At 60.9% G+C, this 16,018-nt stretch carries 12 protein-coding genes; 6 read left to right on the plus strand and 6 right to left on the minus strand.

Translation table 11 applies throughout. The annotated features are described in order from the left end of the window. Positions 1-41 precede the first annotated feature (41 nt). The 6 genes from C8D92_RS10920 to C8D92_RS10945 all read left to right on the plus strand — a co-directional run bounded on the left by C8D92_RS10920 (position 42) and on the right by C8D92_RS10945 (position 8,994). Positions 42-1,781 carry an IucA/IucC family protein gene (locus C8D92_RS10920; protein ID WP_165819269.1) on the plus strand — a complete coding sequence of 580 codons (1,740 nt, stop codon included), beginning with the start codon at positions 42-44 and terminating at the stop codon, positions 1,779-1,781. 5 nt (positions 1,782-1,786) lie between these two features. Further along, positions 1,787-2,764, plus strand: a complete 978-nt coding sequence (locus C8D92_RS10925) for a GNAT family N-acetyltransferase (RefSeq protein ID WP_116919379.1) — start codon at positions 1,787-1,789, stop codon at positions 2,762-2,764. 4 nt (positions 2,765-2,768) lie between these two features. Next, positions 2,769-4,499 carry an IucA/IucC family protein gene (locus C8D92_RS10930; protein WP_116919380.1) on the plus strand — a complete coding sequence of 577 codons (1,731 nt, stop codon included), beginning with the start codon at positions 2,769-2,771 and terminating at the stop codon, positions 4,497-4,499. After that, positions 4,496-5,869 (plus strand): lysine N(6)-hydroxylase/L-ornithine N(5)-oxygenase family protein, encoded by a 1,374-nt coding sequence (locus tag C8D92_RS10935; protein ID WP_116919381.1) that lies wholly within the window; start codon positions 4,496-4,498, stop codon positions 5,867-5,869. The genes C8D92_RS10930 and C8D92_RS10935 overlap by 4 nt, the downstream gene beginning before the upstream one ends. Before the next feature lie 70 nt (positions 5,870-5,939). Continuing rightward, entirely contained in the window at positions 5,940-8,150 is a 2,211-nt protein-coding gene (locus C8D92_RS10940; RefSeq protein ID WP_116919382.1) for a TonB-dependent receptor, read from the plus strand. 88 nt (positions 8,151-8,238) lie between these two features. Beyond that, on the plus strand, positions 8,239-8,994 hold the full coding sequence (locus C8D92_RS10945; RefSeq protein WP_243402426.1) for a (2Fe-2S)-binding protein: 756 nt from the start codon (positions 8,239-8,241) through the stop codon (positions 8,992-8,994). A 153-nt stretch (positions 8,995-9,147) separates the two neighbouring features. On the opposite strand, the gene C8D92_RS10950 is transcribed toward C8D92_RS10945, so the two are convergent. The 6 genes from C8D92_RS10950 to C8D92_RS15780 all read right to left on the minus strand — a co-directional run. Then, positions 9,148-10,218 carry a hypothetical protein gene (locus tag C8D92_RS10950; protein ID WP_116919383.1) on the minus strand — a complete coding sequence of 357 codons (1,071 nt, stop codon included), beginning with the start codon at positions 10,216-10,218 and terminating at the stop codon, positions 9,148-9,150. Between the two features lie 178 nt (positions 10,219-10,396). Further along, positions 10,397-11,374 carry a formylglycine-generating enzyme family protein gene (locus tag C8D92_RS10955; RefSeq protein WP_116919384.1) on the minus strand — a complete coding sequence of 326 codons (978 nt, stop codon included), beginning with the start codon at positions 11,372-11,374 and terminating at the stop codon, positions 10,397-10,399. 86 nt (positions 11,375-11,460) lie between these two features. Further along, positions 11,461-12,426 (minus strand): formylglycine-generating enzyme family protein, encoded by a 966-nt coding sequence (locus C8D92_RS10960; protein ID WP_116919385.1) that lies wholly within the window; start codon positions 12,424-12,426, stop codon positions 11,461-11,463. A 15-nt stretch (positions 12,427-12,441) separates the two neighbouring features. Further along, positions 12,442-14,577 (minus strand): LysM peptidoglycan-binding domain-containing protein, encoded by a 2,136-nt coding sequence (locus C8D92_RS10965; RefSeq protein ID WP_116919386.1) that lies wholly within the window; start codon positions 14,575-14,577, stop codon positions 12,442-12,444. Next, positions 14,577-15,371 (minus strand): DUF4123 domain-containing protein, encoded by a 795-nt coding sequence (locus C8D92_RS10970; protein WP_165819270.1) that lies wholly within the window; start codon positions 15,369-15,371, stop codon positions 14,577-14,579. Before C8D92_RS10970 ends, C8D92_RS10965 begins: the two co-directional genes overlap by 1 nt. Beyond that, positions 15,368-16,018 (minus strand): bacteriophage T4 gp5 trimerisation domain-containing protein (locus C8D92_RS15780; RefSeq protein WP_423837079.1); only part of this gene is annotated, 651 nt, incomplete at its 5' end. The genes C8D92_RS15780 and C8D92_RS10970, both read right to left, overlap by 4 nt.

The raw sequence follows: 16,018 nt of genomic DNA on the forward strand, positions 1-16,018 counted from the left end.
GCCATTCGCGATCCCTGATAAAGAACGCCACGAGGTCACCCATGTTCCACGACGCTTCGCTGAATGCCTTCTTCAATGCGCTGATCCGGGAATGGCCGGTGGCGCACTATCACCAGAGCGATACGACGGTGTCCAGCCAGCACCGACTTCCGGGGGGCTATTTCGAGATTCCCGGCCGTGCGGACACATCACTGCTCGTCCCCTGCCGGTTCCGCGCACGGACCGGGCGACACCTTCTGACCGGGCCACTGATGCTGGAAACCGGCGATCAACGCCGGACCATTGGTTTCAATGATGCGGTGGAATGGTGCCTGGGTCTGCCTGCCCTTCAGAAGGACGGCTCGCCCGAGGCACTGGAAAGCATCAAACAGCGGGTGCATAACAGCATTCGCAATCTCACCGCTTCCCACAGCGCCCTCTCTGACCGGTTCGATAAACTATTCCAGGCGCCACTGTCCTTCATGGAGGCCGAGCAGGCCCTGTTCAGCGGGCATTCCATTCATCCCTGCCCAAAGGACAGGGGCAACATGAGTGCGGGTGAGGCGCGAGACTATGCGCCGGAGTATGGCAGCCGCTTTCCACTCGCCTGGTACAGCGTGCATCGCGATCACCTCTTCCTGCGCCATGCCGACGGCACCGATCTGGATGCGGCCATCGAGCCTCTGCTGGACGCGGAGCCGGACGCGCCCATCTGGCGGGCGGACCTGCCCGGCAATCACTGCCTGATCCCATGCCATCCATTCCAGCACGACCAGTGGCAGGCGTCCGCCAGCCTGCGCGCCATGATGGATGCCGGCACCCTCATCCACGTGGGCCACGGTCAGTCACATTGGGGGGCCACCTCCTCTCTTCGCGCCATCTATTCGGAATCCGCCCCCTGGATGCTGAAGTTCTCACTGACGGTTCGGCTGACCAATTCCGTCCGTCACCTCCAACCAGAGGAAGTTGTTCGTGGCGCCGAACTGTGCCGGGTATTGGATAGCGGCCCGGTACGACGCTGGATTGAAAGCCGGAGAGACTTCGACGTTCTTCGCGAACCGGTCGCCACGGGCCTGCGGGGCCGAGAGGGCAACATTCTCACCGAGACGCTCGTGGTCTGGCGTGACAACCCGTTTCTGGGCACCACAGCGGAGAATACCGAAGTGGTCGCCACACTGCTGCAGGACGACCCCCGCTCCGGCGAATCCCGGCTGGTTCAGCGTCTGCGTCAGGCCGGTCTGGATGCCACCCAGACCCGCGACTGGTTCCGCCGTTACCTGGACGTGGCCGTCGGGCCGTTGCTGGAAGCTCAATCGCGCTTCGGCATCCTGTTCGGCGCCCATCAGCAGAACCTGGTACTGCGTCTCGATGGCGTCTGGCCGGAGACACTCTATTTCCGTGACTGCCAGGGCACCGGCTTCACCAGCGTCGCCCTGGAGCGACTCGGAGACGAACTGGGCGGCCTGGCGGACGACAGCGAGAACCTGCTTCCGGACGATCTTGGTATCCGGCTGTTCTGCTATTACCTGTTCATCAACGCCACCTTCAACGTCATGTCGTCGCTGGCCGCCGGCCACCTGACCAGTGAAGACGTGCTGATCCAGACGTTGCGGGACTGGCTGCTGGCCCGTCTCGACGAGCAACCCGCCGACACCCGGGCTATCCACTACCTGCTGGAGAGTCCGGAGCTGTACGCCAAGGGCAACTTCATCTGCACGCTGCGGGCGCTCAACGAGAACACGCTGGATGATGTGTTCTCCATCTATCACCCCCTGACCAATCCGCTTTACCCGGAGGCCTGAGAGCCATGACGACCGATCACCACAAGACCCGCCTGAGGCTGACCGAAGACGGCCGGCAGGCGCTGCTGGAATCCGCTGAACAGACCTGGCAACTGACCCTGACCGGCGAAGGGCGGGACCGGACGATCACCAACTGGGAGGGCACGGAACCTGAAACCGACGCACTGTACCCCCTCATCGATGTGCTCCTGTCTCGCCTCCAACTGGACACCCTGACGCTGGCAGCACCGGTCGCGGCGCGCTGGTCCCTGACCCACCCGGCCTGGGAGCATCACGACGATGGATCGGCCCGCCTCCAGCGTGCGGCGTTCTATCAGATGCGGGAGCTGTGGCTGAGTCACGACATGCAGCCCCTGATCCCCGAGATCTGGACAAAGACCGGTGAGGTGCCCCATCCCCGGCGCCCGACGCTCCCGGACGGCGTCCTGTACCGACGCTACCATCCGGGTCTCGATCAGGTGCTGGAGCTGCGACAGGCCCGCGTCGATGAAGACGGCGAACGCTTCCACCGATGGCAAAACCTGCCAAGGGTCTCGCGTTTCTGGGAATACCCGTTCAGTCGCGAACGGTTGGATCAGATGCTGGCCGATCGCCGCGCCGATCCCAACAGCTTTCCGCTGATTCTCCTCGCGGACGGCGACCCGGTGGGGTACTTCGAGACCTACTACGTGCCCGAGGACCGCCTCGGCCCCTACTGCAATGCCGGCCCATTCGACCAGGGCATGCATGTGCTGGTGGGTGAGGAGCGTTACTGCGGCAAGGGGCAGGCGCCGGTCTGGATCAACACGCTGACCCACTACCTGTTCCTGACCGACCCGCGCACGCGCACGCTCTACGGCGAACCGGACGCGGCCAACCAAGCGATGCTCAAGCAGGCCGAAAACCTCACCTGGCGGATTCACGAGGCGTTCGACTTCCCTCACAAGCGTGCCCGCCTGGTGTCTGCGGACCGGCACCCGTTCTTTACCAACGCCCGACTGTAATGCCATGACCACAGAATCACTCTGGAGACACACCAACCAGCGGCTGATGGCGAAAATCATCGCCGAATCCAATTACGAGGGCTGCCTGGCTCCCCGGCAGACCGATGATCAGGGCTGGGAACTGACGCTGGGCGGACACCTTTACCGGTTCCGGGCCCGCCGGACCGTCTGGGACTTCCTGCGCATCGAACCGCACAGCCTGACGCGTGATGGCAAGCCCGCCGACAGTGCGGCTCAACTGGTAGTCGATGCACAGGCATCACTGGGCCTGACCGACATTGTGCTGGCCAACTTTCTGGAAGAGCTCCAGAACACCCTCGCCGGCGACCGCATCCAGCAGAAACGCCTCTCGGCACTGAGCGCCGGGGATCTGCTGGAACTGCCCGCTGCCGAGCAGGAGGGACTGCTGGATGGCCACCCGAAGGCGCTGGCCAACCGGGGCCGCATGGGCTGGGGGCAGGCCGATCTGCTCGCGTACAGCCCGGAAGGCGGTAACCGTTTTCGGCTACGCTGGCTGGCGGTTGACCCCGCCCTGACCGGCACCCACGTCGGTACTGCCCCGCTGGAGCAGTGCCTGACAGACAGTGAACGCAATGCCATTCAACAGGAGCTGGGCGAACGACGGGACTGGCCCCTCGTCCCCGTCCACCCCTGGCAGTGGGATCACCGACTGCAGGCCCAGTACGCAGAGCCGCTGGCCCGGGGTCAGCTCGTGGATCTGGGGGTGCGGGGGCATTGGTATCGACCGCAACAGTCCCTGCGCACGCTCAGTAACGATGCTGCGCCTGAACACTGCGACCTGAAACTGGCCCTGACCATTCTCAACACGTCCTGCTACCGGGGCATTCCGGCCGAGCCCATTGCCCAGGGGCCCGCGCTGTCCCAGTGGCTCTGGGAGCAGAGCCGGCAGGATCCGGAGCTGCACCGGATGGGGCTGGAAGTTCAGCGCGAGCTGGCCGGCTGCCACGTACCGCACCCTCAGCAGTCTCTGGTCGACGGCGCGCCCTACCGGTATCACGAGATGCTTGGCGCCGTATGGCGCGAGAGCATGGCCAGCAAGGCCCGGGAGGACGAGCGGACCATGCTGATGGCCACGCTGATGCAATGCGACGGTCAGGGCCGCTCGCTGATCGCGGCACTGATCCGGCGTTCCGGTCTCGCGCCGGAAGCCTGGCTCACCCGGCTGTTCGACTGTGTCACGCTGCCGATCTACCACCTGCTGTGTGCCTATGGCATCGGCCTGGTCGCCCACGGTCAGAACCTGGGGCTGATTCTCCGGGACAACGCGCCGGAGCGGGTCACGATCAAGGACTTCCACGGCGATCTGCGCTGTGTGGATCAGCCGATACCGGAAGCGGCGGGCATGTCAACCTCCTTGCTGGACAGCCTGAAGCGACTGCCGCCCGAATATCTGGTGCACGACCTGATCACCGGGCATTTCGTCACGACGCTCCGGTTCATTTCGCCACTGCTGGAGGACGACCTCGGATTCCACGAGCGCCATTTCTACGGCTTACTGGCGGAGCGTATCCGGGCCTATCAGGCCGATCATCCGGAACTGGCCGACCGCTTCGACCGGTTTCCGCTGCTGCGGCCAACGCTGGAACGGGTCTGCATCAACCGCGTCCGCTTCCGGATCGGGTATGAAGACCACGCCGAACGCCCTCTGCCCGAACTGGGCGAATCACTGAGCAACCCCTTACGACAGCCGCTGCCAACAGGAGAGACACCATGACCAAGACACTCGATCTTGCCGGACTGGGCATTGGTCCGTTCAATCTGAGTATCGCGGCCCTGTTGCAGGAAGCCCCTGAGCTGAAAACGGCCTTCTTTGACCAAAAACCCCGTTTCAGCTGGCATCCCGGCATGATGCTCCCCGGGGTGCGGCTGCAGACATCCTATCTGAAGGACCTGGTGACCGGTGTTGCCCCCTGGAGCCCGTACAGCTTCCTCAACTACCTCGTCCAGCACGGGCGCTTCTATCCGTTCATGAACACCGGCATGGCATCGGTCAGCCGGGCCGAGTTCGCCGACTACATGGGATGGGTCGCCAGCCGGCTCGACAACCTGTATTTCAATCGGGCCGTGGAGCGGGTTCAGTTTGACGGTGACCACTTCCAGATCCGGTTCGCCGGCGAGGCCGAACCGGTCACCGCCCGCAACCTGTGTCTCGGAACCGGCAAGACGCCCCATATACCTGAGGCCTGTCAGGCAGCGGCTGGCGACCACTGCTTCCACAACATGGAACTGGCCCTGCGCCAGCCGGACGTCAGCGGCCAGCGCGTCACGGTTGTTGGTGGCGGTCAGTCGGGCGCCGAGGTCGTACTGAGCCTGTTGCAGGGCGACTGGGGCCGCCCCCGCGCCATCACCTGGTTCTCGCGGCGCTCCAACTTCGAACCACTGGATGAAACACCGTTTACCAACGAGTACTTCACCCCCCAGTATGTGGACACCTTCCACGGTCTGCCGGAAGACCGCCGGCTCACACTTGTGGCGCAACAGAAACTGGCGTCCGACGGCATTTCCCCGGTCACGCTGGAAGCGCTGCACCAACGCCTCTACGAGCACCATGTGGCGGATGGCGGCTCGCCCGCCGTGTCCCTCCAGCCCGACCGGACGGTCGAGTCCATGAGCGCGGACCGCCCCTTCCGTCTGGAGACGGTCAACGGGCTGGACGGCACCAGGGAGTCCTCCGAGGCCGATCGCGTCATTCTCTGCACTGGCTTCGAGTCGCGCCTGCCGGCATATCTGGACGACGACCTCCGGCAGCGTCTGGACACCGATTCCGACGGACAGCTCCGGCTCGGCCCGGACTTCGAGGCCCGCTGGGATGGCCCCATCGACCGCCGGATCTACGCGGTCAACGCCGGCCGTCATTCCCACGGCATCGCCGAGCCCCAGATGAGCCTGATGTGCTGGCGCTCAGCCCGCATCATCAATCACCTGTCCGATCAGGTCCTGTTTCCGGTCACAGCGAGCGTCAACATGGTGGACTGGACAGCCGTCCAGAGGGAGAGCGACAGGCCGACGGAGACTCACCAGACAGACAGCCATCAAGCAGCCAGGCACGAATCAGAGATGGGTGCCACCAGCAACACTATTTGATAATCATTTTTATTTGTATTACTGTCCCGCAATCTTTCGGACGGTGACTCACGTTAAGGAGATTTTCATCATGCGTCTTACTCCCCTTTCACTGCTCACCCGCGTTGCGGCGGCCGGGCTTGCAAGCACCACCGCCCTGCCGGTCCTGGCCGCGGAATCCACCACGGCTCTGGATGAGCTGGTGGTGGTGGGCAACCGCGCGCCCTCCCAGATCAGCGAAGTCCCAGGCACGGTCTGGGTACTCGAAGGCGAGAAACTGCAACGCCAGTTCGACAGCGGGCAGACCCTGAAGGACACACTGGGCAAGCTGATCCCGGGGATGGACCTGGGCACCCAGAACCGCACCAACTTCGGCCAAAACCTGCGCGGACGCAGTGTGCTGGTGATGATTGACGGGGTGTCCCTCAACTCCTCCCGCGGTGTGAGCCGCCAGTTCGACAGCATCGATCCGTTCAACATCGAGCGTATCGAAGTGCTTTCCGGTGCGACCGCGATCTACGGCGGCGGCAGCACCGGCGGCATCATCAACATCATCACCAAGAAGGGCGAGACCGGCGACACGCAGTTCGAGACCGAACTGGGCGCCACCACCGGTTTCAACAAGACCGACGACCGCGTTTTCCGGGCCGGGCAGGCCATCAGCGGCGGCAATGAGGACGTCAAAGGTCGTCTCGCCTTGGCGGTTCAGGACAACGGCGGTTTCTATGACGGCAACGGCGATCAGATCCAGCCAGACATCACTCAGACCGACCTGCAGTACAACCGCAGCGTCGACCTGATGGGAAGCCTTCAGTTCAACCTGACCGACAGCCAGAGCCTTGATGTGACGGCCCAGTATTACAACTCGGGGTATCAGGGGGAAAAGGGGCTGTTCGTCGGCCCGAACCTGTCGCAACTGAACGACCCGGAAATCCGCAGTGGCTTCCAGTCCGACCGGACTCCGGAGAGCGACCGCTACCTGCTGAACGCCTCCTACCGCAACACCGACTTCCTGGGACACACGGCCTACCTGCAGGCGTCCACCCGCATGGAAGAAGTCAGTTTCCATCCCTTCCCGGGCCGCACCGCGGACGACCCCGACACGCCGATCCCTGAGATGCCGTATCAGGGCGCGTCCAAGCAGAACACCGAGCAGCACAACCTCAAGGCCATGCTCGTCAAGGACATTGACGACGTCAGGCTGACCTACGGCGTCGATCTCGACCGCGAGGACTTTGACGCCAACCAGATGATCTTTGATCTCAACCAGGCGCTGGCCTCCGGCCTGTTGGTCAACGACAAAGTGTTTACCACGCCTCGTTATCCGCAGTACCGCGTGGACGGCGTCGCCGGCTTCTTCCAGGCTGAATGGCAGGCGACCGACCGGCTGAAGCTGGACGCGGGTGTCCGCCATCGTCGCGCCAGTCTTGAAGTCGGTTCCTTCGTGCCGGTCCAGCAGCGGGTGAACATTGCCGCCGGTATTGGCACAGCCGCCGAACCCATTCCGGGCGGTAAAAACGACTACAACGTCAGCCTGCTCAACGCGGGTGCCATCTACGACCTGACCGACAGCCAGCAGGTCTGGGGTAACTTCAGTCAGGGCATGGAAATCCCGGACCCGGGCAAGGCGCTCGGCCAGGGTAACTACGCCCTCACCGGCATGAACGGTCAATACGTGCTGACCGACTTCCTGAACCTGAACGACAACAACCTGCCTGCCGTTAAGACCAATCAGGTCGAACTGGGCTGGCGCCAGTACACGACCGACTGGGACGTGCAGGTCGCCTCTTACTACACCTGGTCTGACGAGGCAACGGAAGTGACTGATCAACTGACCATTCGTGTGGTCGACGCCAAGACTCGTGACTATGGCCTGGAAGCCGGTGCGGACTGGCGAATCACGGACCAGTGGCAGGTAGGGGGCTCCGCTCACTACGTGCGCTCCGAGGTCAAGCGGAACAGCGAATGGCAGAAGAAGACCGTGACCGAGGCCAGTCTTCCCAAGACCACCGCTCATGTCCAGTGGGCTAACGATCAGACCACCGTCCGATTCCAGGGCGCTCATGCCTTTGACGTTGACGACGAGCAGGGCAATGAGATCGACGGTCCCACGACCTTCGATCTTCAGGCCACGCAGCGCCTTGCCGCCGGCGAGCTGACACTGGGCGTCAACAACGTCTTCGACAAGCAGTACACCACCGTCTGGAGCCAGCGTGCCAAGCTGTTCTACGGCCTGCCCGAAGTCACCGACTTCCAAGGCCGCGGCCGGACCTACACGCTTTCCTACGCCGTGGAGTACTGAGCAGGGCAGCCAATCCCTGTAGGATAGAGAACCCGGGTCAGGCGACTGGCCCGGGTTCTGTTGTTCCGGAACCGAAATCGCGGTATCGATGAGCACTGACACCTTTACCAACAGCCCTTCGACGGGGTGGGACCTGCCTGATCTGATGGCCGACTATGCCCGGCTTCTGGATCTGGCGGGAAGTGATCCGGCAAAGGCGCTCTCCGGTCACCGCCAGACACCAACCGACCCGCCATTGTCAGCACCGGTGACATCAACGCTGTTGGCGGATACCGCACTGACCTCTCGCTTTCTGGATCAGACTGTCGCCCGAATGAGGGCCCCCGATCGTCGAACGGCGGCCACCGTCCTGTGGCAACGCCTGTCGCTGGACCTGCTCGCACCGGCCTGCGTGCTCTGGATGGCCCAAAAGACGCTCAGGCTTCACACCCCCGATCAGATCGGCTGGCACCCTGACACAGGCGACTGGGTTCGCCTGGACGCGCCGGAGTCCCCCATCGAGCTACCCGATGACGCGCTCGCAACGCTGACTCAGTGGCTCGAAATAATGGAACACCTTTTCCGGGGACACTGGCAGGTCAGTAAAAGCGGCTTCTGGAGCAGTGCGGCACTGGCCACCGCCCGCCCGTACAGCCTCCTGTTCATGCAGGTGCCCGGGCACGAGTGGCGCCCCCAGGCCGAGCGATGGCTCGAACGGATGCCCTCACCGATTGCCCGTTACCTGAGCTGGGAAGACGTCGAGCGTCACGGCACCACGCTGACCATTCCACGCCGCAAGGGGTGTTGCCTGAAGTTCCAGCTCCCGGACGGGAAACTCTGCGGCACCTGCGGCATCCGGCGCTGACAGGCCATTGCGGGGCTGGGTTGATTGACGACACAGCAGACGCCGCGGTTGACGCCGCCCGATCGGGCGAAGAGCGTTTCTCCGTCGCCGAGGCCCCATCATCGCGAATAACCGTGATACGTCTCGTTCGTCAATCTGCCAGCGTTAGGGGTTCTACCCTGCGGCAACGGCGGCTTCACGGCCCTGCTTTTGCCGGTAGACCGCCATGTCGATTTTGCCCAACTGTGGCGTCAGCCGACATCGGCGCTGGTCCCAGGGGAATTCGGCCTGGCGGCGGGCCAGGTCAGCGCCTTCGTTTTTCTTCCAGGCCTCTACATCCAGATCCCGCCAGTAACGCGGATCCCGGCCGGTCTTGCGGTCGTGCTCGGCCGTGACTGGGTCTTTGTGGCGATAGGGCTCCAGTCGGGGAATGTCCGGCAGCGGCTGGTCGACGTCCATGTAGCGCTGGAGCATATCCCAAAGCGCCAGCACTTCCTCCCGAGTCGGTTCGATGCGGGTCAGCGAAGTCTGGCTAAACCGTTTACCCGTGTAGCGATGGACAAATTGCAGGCGGTAAAATGTCCCACCGTGCTGAAAAAGCCGCTCCACATAGGCATCAAATTCTACGAACGGGGCGGTGAGGGTCTTGCCACCGCCCAGTGCAAAGGTCACCTCGCCGGTCTCGCGATTGAATTCGCTTTTGCCGGATTCCAGGGTGCGGTCCAGCAGGCGGGCCAGGAGTTTATCGAAGGGGAGGAGCAGGAGACCAAAGACACTCATCACCCAAGGAATCGTCTTGGGGATAATGTAAAAGAAGGATGCGAATACCCAGACGCCCATGAAGAAAGCAACCAGATACGACACTAACTTGCTAGGCTCTTCCAGAGAACCCAACCAGAACGACGGCCCAAGTATACCTGCACAGACTACAGCCATAGTCCAGATATAGGGCACAGCCAGAATAACGGCCGAAAGCCCAACCTGAGCCTTGCCATTTAAAAAATGTATACGCTGCTCATTCCACCAGAAGTCATCATCACCTGGCACCCCACCACTATCGCCTTTTGCAGACTGAACAAATCCAATATCTTCTTCTAGCCAATTAACGGGATCGATTTGAGCGTAATCACCAACTGCTTGAAGGTCTTCACCAATGTGGAATCGATTCTTTCGCGTTGCTGGCAATGGCGGGATATCGCTTGAGCGAAAACCGTTCCCCCTTGGTTTTAAATCGCCTGTGTTCATACCGTGACTTCCTGAATAAACCAGTATGGAGTGTCATCGTTTCCGAATGGGTCTAAAACTTGGCGTTGCTTTCGTGGCGGCGCCTGATGAGTGCCTTCAGCAGACGGCCATAGTGAGCCGGGCTGGCACCGGATTTGTTCGCTCAAGGGGAAAACGAGTAGCCGGTCAGGAAGACCAGCTACTGCTGCACCGGCGTGGATTGATTAACGACACAGCGAAAGCCGTTATTGAACGACGTGTTGATATTCTCTCCGGACCTGGCGAAGACTGTTCCCGCACCACCCCACAGGTCACCACGCCCTGCATAGTCACGAACGACTTTTTCAGGATTCTCACTATCAAGCGGCTGCTCCGGGCCGCCCGGGTTTGTGCTGTCGATATGTTGGTAGTGATCCGGGTCAAACCAGTCCTGCGTCCATTCGGCCAGATTGCCCGTCATATCGTAGAGACCGAGCGGGCTCGGAGGATAACTGCCAACCGCACGCCTCTCTTGAGTAAGAGAAGAGTGGCCCAGCGCGTTGCCTGAAGGCGGTGTTTCCGGATCAATGTACTGCTCGGGACGCTGAAGATACGTGTCGTTCTCTAGCGTACCATCATCGGTAGCATAGGGGACGTTCCGCCCACGGCTCCGAGCCGCGTATTCCCATTGCGCCTCGGTAGGAAGTGCGAATGGCAGTCCAGACTTTTCGGCCAGCCAATCACAATACCCCTTCGCCTCGTGATAATTCGGACTACGAGCAGGCTTTTTGTAATAATTCGGCGATAGGAGATCTTGGTTTGACGTTATAGGGACGATTGCTGCCGTCGTGTATCCCGCCTCTTTGGTGTAGTTCTGTATCCGGTCGACGTCTTTAAGGTACAGTACGAAATCGCCCCAGGTAGTCTCATACTTTGAGATCGAATAGCTATTGAGAGTCACCTCGACTGGCGGCTTGCTGTGGTCGTTGAGAGTCGTATACGGGCTTCCATCCAAAACCCCGACATCACCAAGCATGAAGGTGCCGCCCTCTACATAGACAAGGTTGGCTATGTTTCTTTCGACCACATCGCGAACCTGTTCGGGCGAAACCACCGAGTCGATCATCACATCAGAACAGCCGCCCACCAGCGCCACTAGCAAGACCCCCAAGACTGCCACCTGTGATTTAACGTGCATCCCTGCTCCTGGATAAATCGTTAGTCAACCAGCGAAATCCAGCCCATCAGTTTCCGGGAAACGGCAGGCCGCAAGCTATTGGGAATTCACCCGTCTATCGGTTCGGGTTGATTGACGACGCAGCGGAAGCCGTTGCTGGCGCTCATGGGGGCTCCGCCTCTCACAAAAACGGTTCCTCCACCCCCAACATGATCTCCTCGCCCGGCCCAATCCCGAACCACTTTCTCGGGCTTCTCAGGGTTTACCGGCTCGCCCGGACCCTGCGGGTTGTGCGGGTCGATATGCTGGTACGCATTTTCGTCGTACCAGTCCTGCGTCCACTCGGCGACGTTGCCTGACATGTCGTAGAGTCCAATTGGGCTCGGCGGGTAGCTGCCGACAGGGCGCCGTTCCGGTTTCAGAGAAGAATGGCTCAGCATGTTGCCGGACGGTGGGATACTCGGGTCGACATGCTCCTTGGGGCGCCGCAAATAGGGATCGTTGCGTTTGGTACCGTCATTGGTGGCATAAGGCACATTTTTCCCCCGATTACGGGCAGCGAATTCCCATTGGGCTTCGGTAGGCAGAGCGAATGCAACTCCTGTCTGATTGGCAAGCCACGCACAGTAACCTTCGGCCTCCCCATAGTTGGGACTGCGTGCCGGCTTTCGATAATAGTTGGGCGACAACGGGTCCTTATTGGATGTCATCGGGAGTTTGTAGGCCATGCTGTAGCCGTTCTCGAGGGTGTATCGCTGAGCGCGCCCCACATCCCTGAGATAGACCACAAACTCTTCCCAGGTCGTTTCATGTTTCGAGATGGAGTAACTGTCCAGCGTGACTTCAACCGGTGGCTTGTTATTCTCGCTGTTGAACGTGGTATAAGGCTTGCCATTCAATACCCCGACATCACCGAGCATGAAGGTGCCGCCTTCGACAAACACCATGTTATCCAGTGCTTTTTCGGCAATGCCATTCACCCGCTCAGGCGTTGGACCGGAGGTGGAACTGGAGCATCCGGCCACTATCAAAGTCACAGCCAGCCCGGCAAGTCGCGTTTGACGTCTATTCATCGAGAATCCTGTCGATTATGTGATGCCGCAATAACGGCATGCCCGGAAGGGGTCCAGAATGACCGGTCGGTCAGCGATCGCCACCTTGCCTTTGAGATAATGCCTAAACAGACGGTAGTCCTGCGCGTTCTTGCCGATAAACCGGAACAGCTTCAAGGCATGCACTTCGACCGTATTCGGTTCCACCCTGCCTTCCGGGTTCATCCGCAACATCGACTCTTCAAAGTCCCGCCACCCCTGAAAGCTTTTCAGGATGTCACCAATCGCCTTGACTTTAATGAAGGTGCCATCGACCAGTTGGGGCGTCCACGAATAATCGTAAGTGAGCTTGTGCAATACGGGACCTTTGACCTCGGGTGGCGAATGCCGGAACACGCTGTCTTCGCCCTTAGCAATGTCTTCGACAAGGTTTTCGGCGAGTGTGACGCTCTCTCTTTCCTGAGCCCAGCCTTCTTTCTGCCTGCGAATGAAGTCGATGACAAAACTTTCAACTGTTTTTACGCCCGATGATGCGTATTCACTGGCCGCACCAGCAAAGTCCAAACCGGTTGACAGGGCAAATAAAGCAGTCTCAACGTACTGGCCAAAAGCCCCGGTATCTTCATCAAACACTTCCAGATAGCGGATGTCCACTTTCAACAAGGCGTTATAGACAAAGCGCATCATGCTGGCCAGATCATTGGCATTAACCTCCAATACGAACGTGCCACTGGCGCCAAGCCCGAGTACCAGCCCGGCATGAGCCCGAAGAATAAACTTGCCAGACCTGTCATTGAAACCCAGTTTCAGATAAGCCTCGGCCCCAATCCCGGCAGCCCCTTCCACCTTCTCGCCAATCTTGCAAAGCGTCTTCCAATCCGATGGGTGGGTGAGTTTGTCGTCCCAGTACAACCCGCCCAACACTTCACAACCGGCCCGAACGCCGGCGAAAACGCCCCCTTCAGCGTCGACGCCCTGGTTGTCACTTCTGTCCGCAGTGATGCCCTTGAGGCTTGGTACGCCCTCCGAGCAATCCACTTTGACGTTGGCGGCGAGCATGGCTGAGGCGCCGGCGTAGCCACTGGCCGTGATGGTCAGGCGTGCCTGGAAGTGGCCGAGCGTCTCGTAGGCGCGCTCGCCTTCCCAGCCACCGATCCGGTAGTAGATCCGGATCTCTGACTCATTGTTGGCCGGATAGGCCTGCTCGACGGTGGTCTTCCCCTGCGCGAGGCTGTATTGCGCGTCAACGCGAGCCTGCAAATGGACTTTGCCTTCGCTGGGGTCAAAGTTGGCCAGCGCGCTGGCACCGGAGGCAAAGCGCATGAACTGAGCCTCCGCCGACGCGTCGAAGCCGGTTTCATCGCGTCGATTCTGCCTCTGTTCGTCGTCGCCCCAATAGGACCAGCTGACTTCCTCGTGGAAGCGGTTCATTGACTGCCCGAAATTGCTTTCGGGGTCCATTTTCCAGAAGCTGTTTTGGAACCGGATTCCGAAATCCATCTCGACCGCTTCCCGGAGCTTATCGGTATCGATTCCGTCTCGACTCAACCAGCCCGCACTCCGGTCCCGGTCCTTCGCGGTCATGTCGTAACGGCGCCAGTGATTGGCGATTTTATCGGAACGGACGTAGGTGTAATGCTTGTTGCCCTTGAGGCGTTTGATCTCCGTCAGATTCGGCGTGGTCTGCATGGACGTCCCGATGACGTCCAGATCCTGCAGCTCGGCCACCGTGGCCTGTTTTTTCTCCTGAATTGCCGAGGTCACCGCGCCTTCAGACTCCGAGGGAAGCTCATCGCTGCCGCCCGAACCAGCTTCCTCTTCCGTATCGAGTGTCTGATAGAGCGCTTCAATGGCCCGTCCGACCCGTCGCTCCTCCTCGACAACGGCTTCCAGATCCTCCTGTGTCAGGAAGTAGAACGACTCCGTCCCGGTCACGTGAACGATCTCCACGAACTCGTCGGCGCAGGGGGCCTCATCCTGCACACTGTCCGGAGACGTCGACGAGAAATCGTTCTCCGCGGTCGAAGGCAACGTCAGGTCCTGCCCCGCGTAGATCCGGTCCGGATCTTCAATGGCCGGATTCAGATCCATCAACCGCGATACGGTCGAATCGTGTTTCGATGCGATGCCGCTCAGGGTATCGCCAGCCTTTACGGTATAAGCCGCCGTCATCAGGCACCTCCATATGCCAGTTGATGGTCCAGCATGCCGAGCTTCTCGACATTGGTCAGTGTCGGGTCTGCGAGAATGTCCTGGCAGGCCGTCTCAGCCAGTTGCTCCTCCCGACCCAGGATCAGCTCCGCGTAACGGGCGATGTCCTTCTCGGACTCAAAACCATGCTGGCGGGCCGATTGCATCGTCTGACGCAGTCGCTCACGTGTTGCCGGTCCCGGGTCCATTTCCAGATGCCTAGCCAGTTTGCTCAGAAAGCGATTCGCTTTGGACTGATTCAGTCGATCCAGCTGTTCCGGGGTCACCTGGAACCAGCCCTCGTCATCGGCCGTCCGAGACTGAGCGCTTCCGCTAACCTGAATCGCCTCCCATGACGGTTTCGAGCCTGGGTGGTACCACGTCTGAATCGGACCACTGAACGCCTGCCGTGCCCCCTCATCCATCGCCTGAAGAAACACCGGCAGTTGTCCACCGGAGTAAAACCGGCAGTAGCTGAACTGCCCGGACGGCAGACGCACGCTGATCAGGCTGCGCAAATGCGCGGCGACAAGGTCCGGACCGGCCGGTGATTCCAGACCGACCGCATAATCGACCCAGTCATCCTCCGCTTCCCACAGACGGGAATCCGCCGACGGCTTGACTAACAGGGGGCTGGCATCGACAGCCGGTTCATGCCGGGTACCCCGATACAGCCAGTCCACCCAGGGCGAATCGTCCTGTGTATAGACGGTCTTCAGGGCATCGAAAGCCGCCCCGTCGAGGATCAGATAGGACGTGACGGATTCAGCCATCATGAGGACGTTTCCGCAGAGGCACAGGGGCAGTCCGCCAGCGGGCAGCTGCCATCCGGTTTTTGATGACATTGCCCGCTGAACAGCTGATCGTTCTTTGCCGCCCGTATGAGCGTTTCCGGAGCGCTAGGGCTCGTTTCATGGGTGGCTCGCTCTGACAGCTCTGCGAGGGCCTCCGGCGCCACCTTCCCACCCTGAGCCGTGACAGCGCCGGGTGTTCCGGGGCTTTTCGGGGAGGTGCCAGAGCCACTGCCCGGCGCCCCGCCGGAGTTCAGTTTGATCTGCGGCCCCATCATCGTCACGCCGCTGGCGTCGAGTTTGAGAAAGCTGCCGCCGGCAGCGATGGTCAGTTCGGTGCCGGCATCCAGGACCACTTTCTGACCGGCTTTGTGGTGCACTTCGGTGCCCGCTTCGCTGAGGGTCGCGGTGCCGGTTTTCTGATGGACACTGCCGTCGATGGTCTGGCTGGCATCGCCGCCGATCGCGACCCGGGATTCGCCGTCGACGGTTCGGTCGTCGTTGCCCTGGATGTGATCGACCCGATCCTTATGCACCGTCAGGTGCTGGTTGTTCTTGACCACCTCCGTACGGTCGTTTTCAGTGAGCAGGTCCAGATCCTTCTGGGCGTGGACGTAGATCTGCTGCTGGTC

It is taken from the genome of Tamilnaduibacter salinus, assembly GCF_003096655.1.
Taxonomy (GTDB): domain Bacteria; phylum Pseudomonadota; class Gammaproteobacteria; order Pseudomonadales; family Oleiphilaceae; genus Tamilnaduibacter; species Tamilnaduibacter salinus.

Coding starts and splice junctions, on each gene's coding strand:
- C8D92_RS10920 (WP_165819269.1), top strand. CDS start 42: ATGTTCCACGACGCTTCGCTGAATGCCTTCTTCAATGCGCTGATCCGG.
- C8D92_RS10925 (WP_116919379.1), top strand. CDS start 1,787: ATGACGACCGATCACCACAAGACCCGCCTGAGGCTGACCGAAGACGGC.
- C8D92_RS10930 (WP_116919380.1), top strand. CDS start 2,769: ATGACCACAGAATCACTCTGGAGACACACCAACCAGCGGCTGATGGCG.
- C8D92_RS10935 (WP_116919381.1), top strand. CDS start 4,496: ATGACCAAGACACTCGATCTTGCCGGACTGGGCATTGGTCCGTTCAAT.
- C8D92_RS10940 (WP_116919382.1), top strand. CDS start 5,940: ATGCGTCTTACTCCCCTTTCACTGCTCACCCGCGTTGCGGCGGCCGGG.
- C8D92_RS10945 (WP_243402426.1), top strand. CDS start 8,239: ATGAGCACTGACACCTTTACCAACAGCCCTTCGACGGGGTGGGACCTG.
- C8D92_RS10950 (WP_116919383.1), bottom strand. CDS start 10,218: ATGAACACAGGCGATTTAAAACCAAGGGGGAACGGTTTTCGCTCAAGC.
- C8D92_RS10955 (WP_116919384.1), bottom strand. CDS start 11,374: ATGCACGTTAAATCACAGGTGGCAGTCTTGGGGGTCTTGCTAGTGGCG.
- C8D92_RS10960 (WP_116919385.1), bottom strand. CDS start 12,426: ATGAATAGACGTCAAACGCGACTTGCCGGGCTGGCTGTGACTTTGATA.
- C8D92_RS10965 (WP_116919386.1), bottom strand. CDS start 14,577: ATGACGGCGGCTTATACCGTAAAGGCTGGCGATACCCTGAGCGGCATC.
- C8D92_RS10970 (WP_165819270.1), bottom strand. CDS start 15,371: ATGATGGCTGAATCCGTCACGTCCTATCTGATCCTCGACGGGGCGGCT.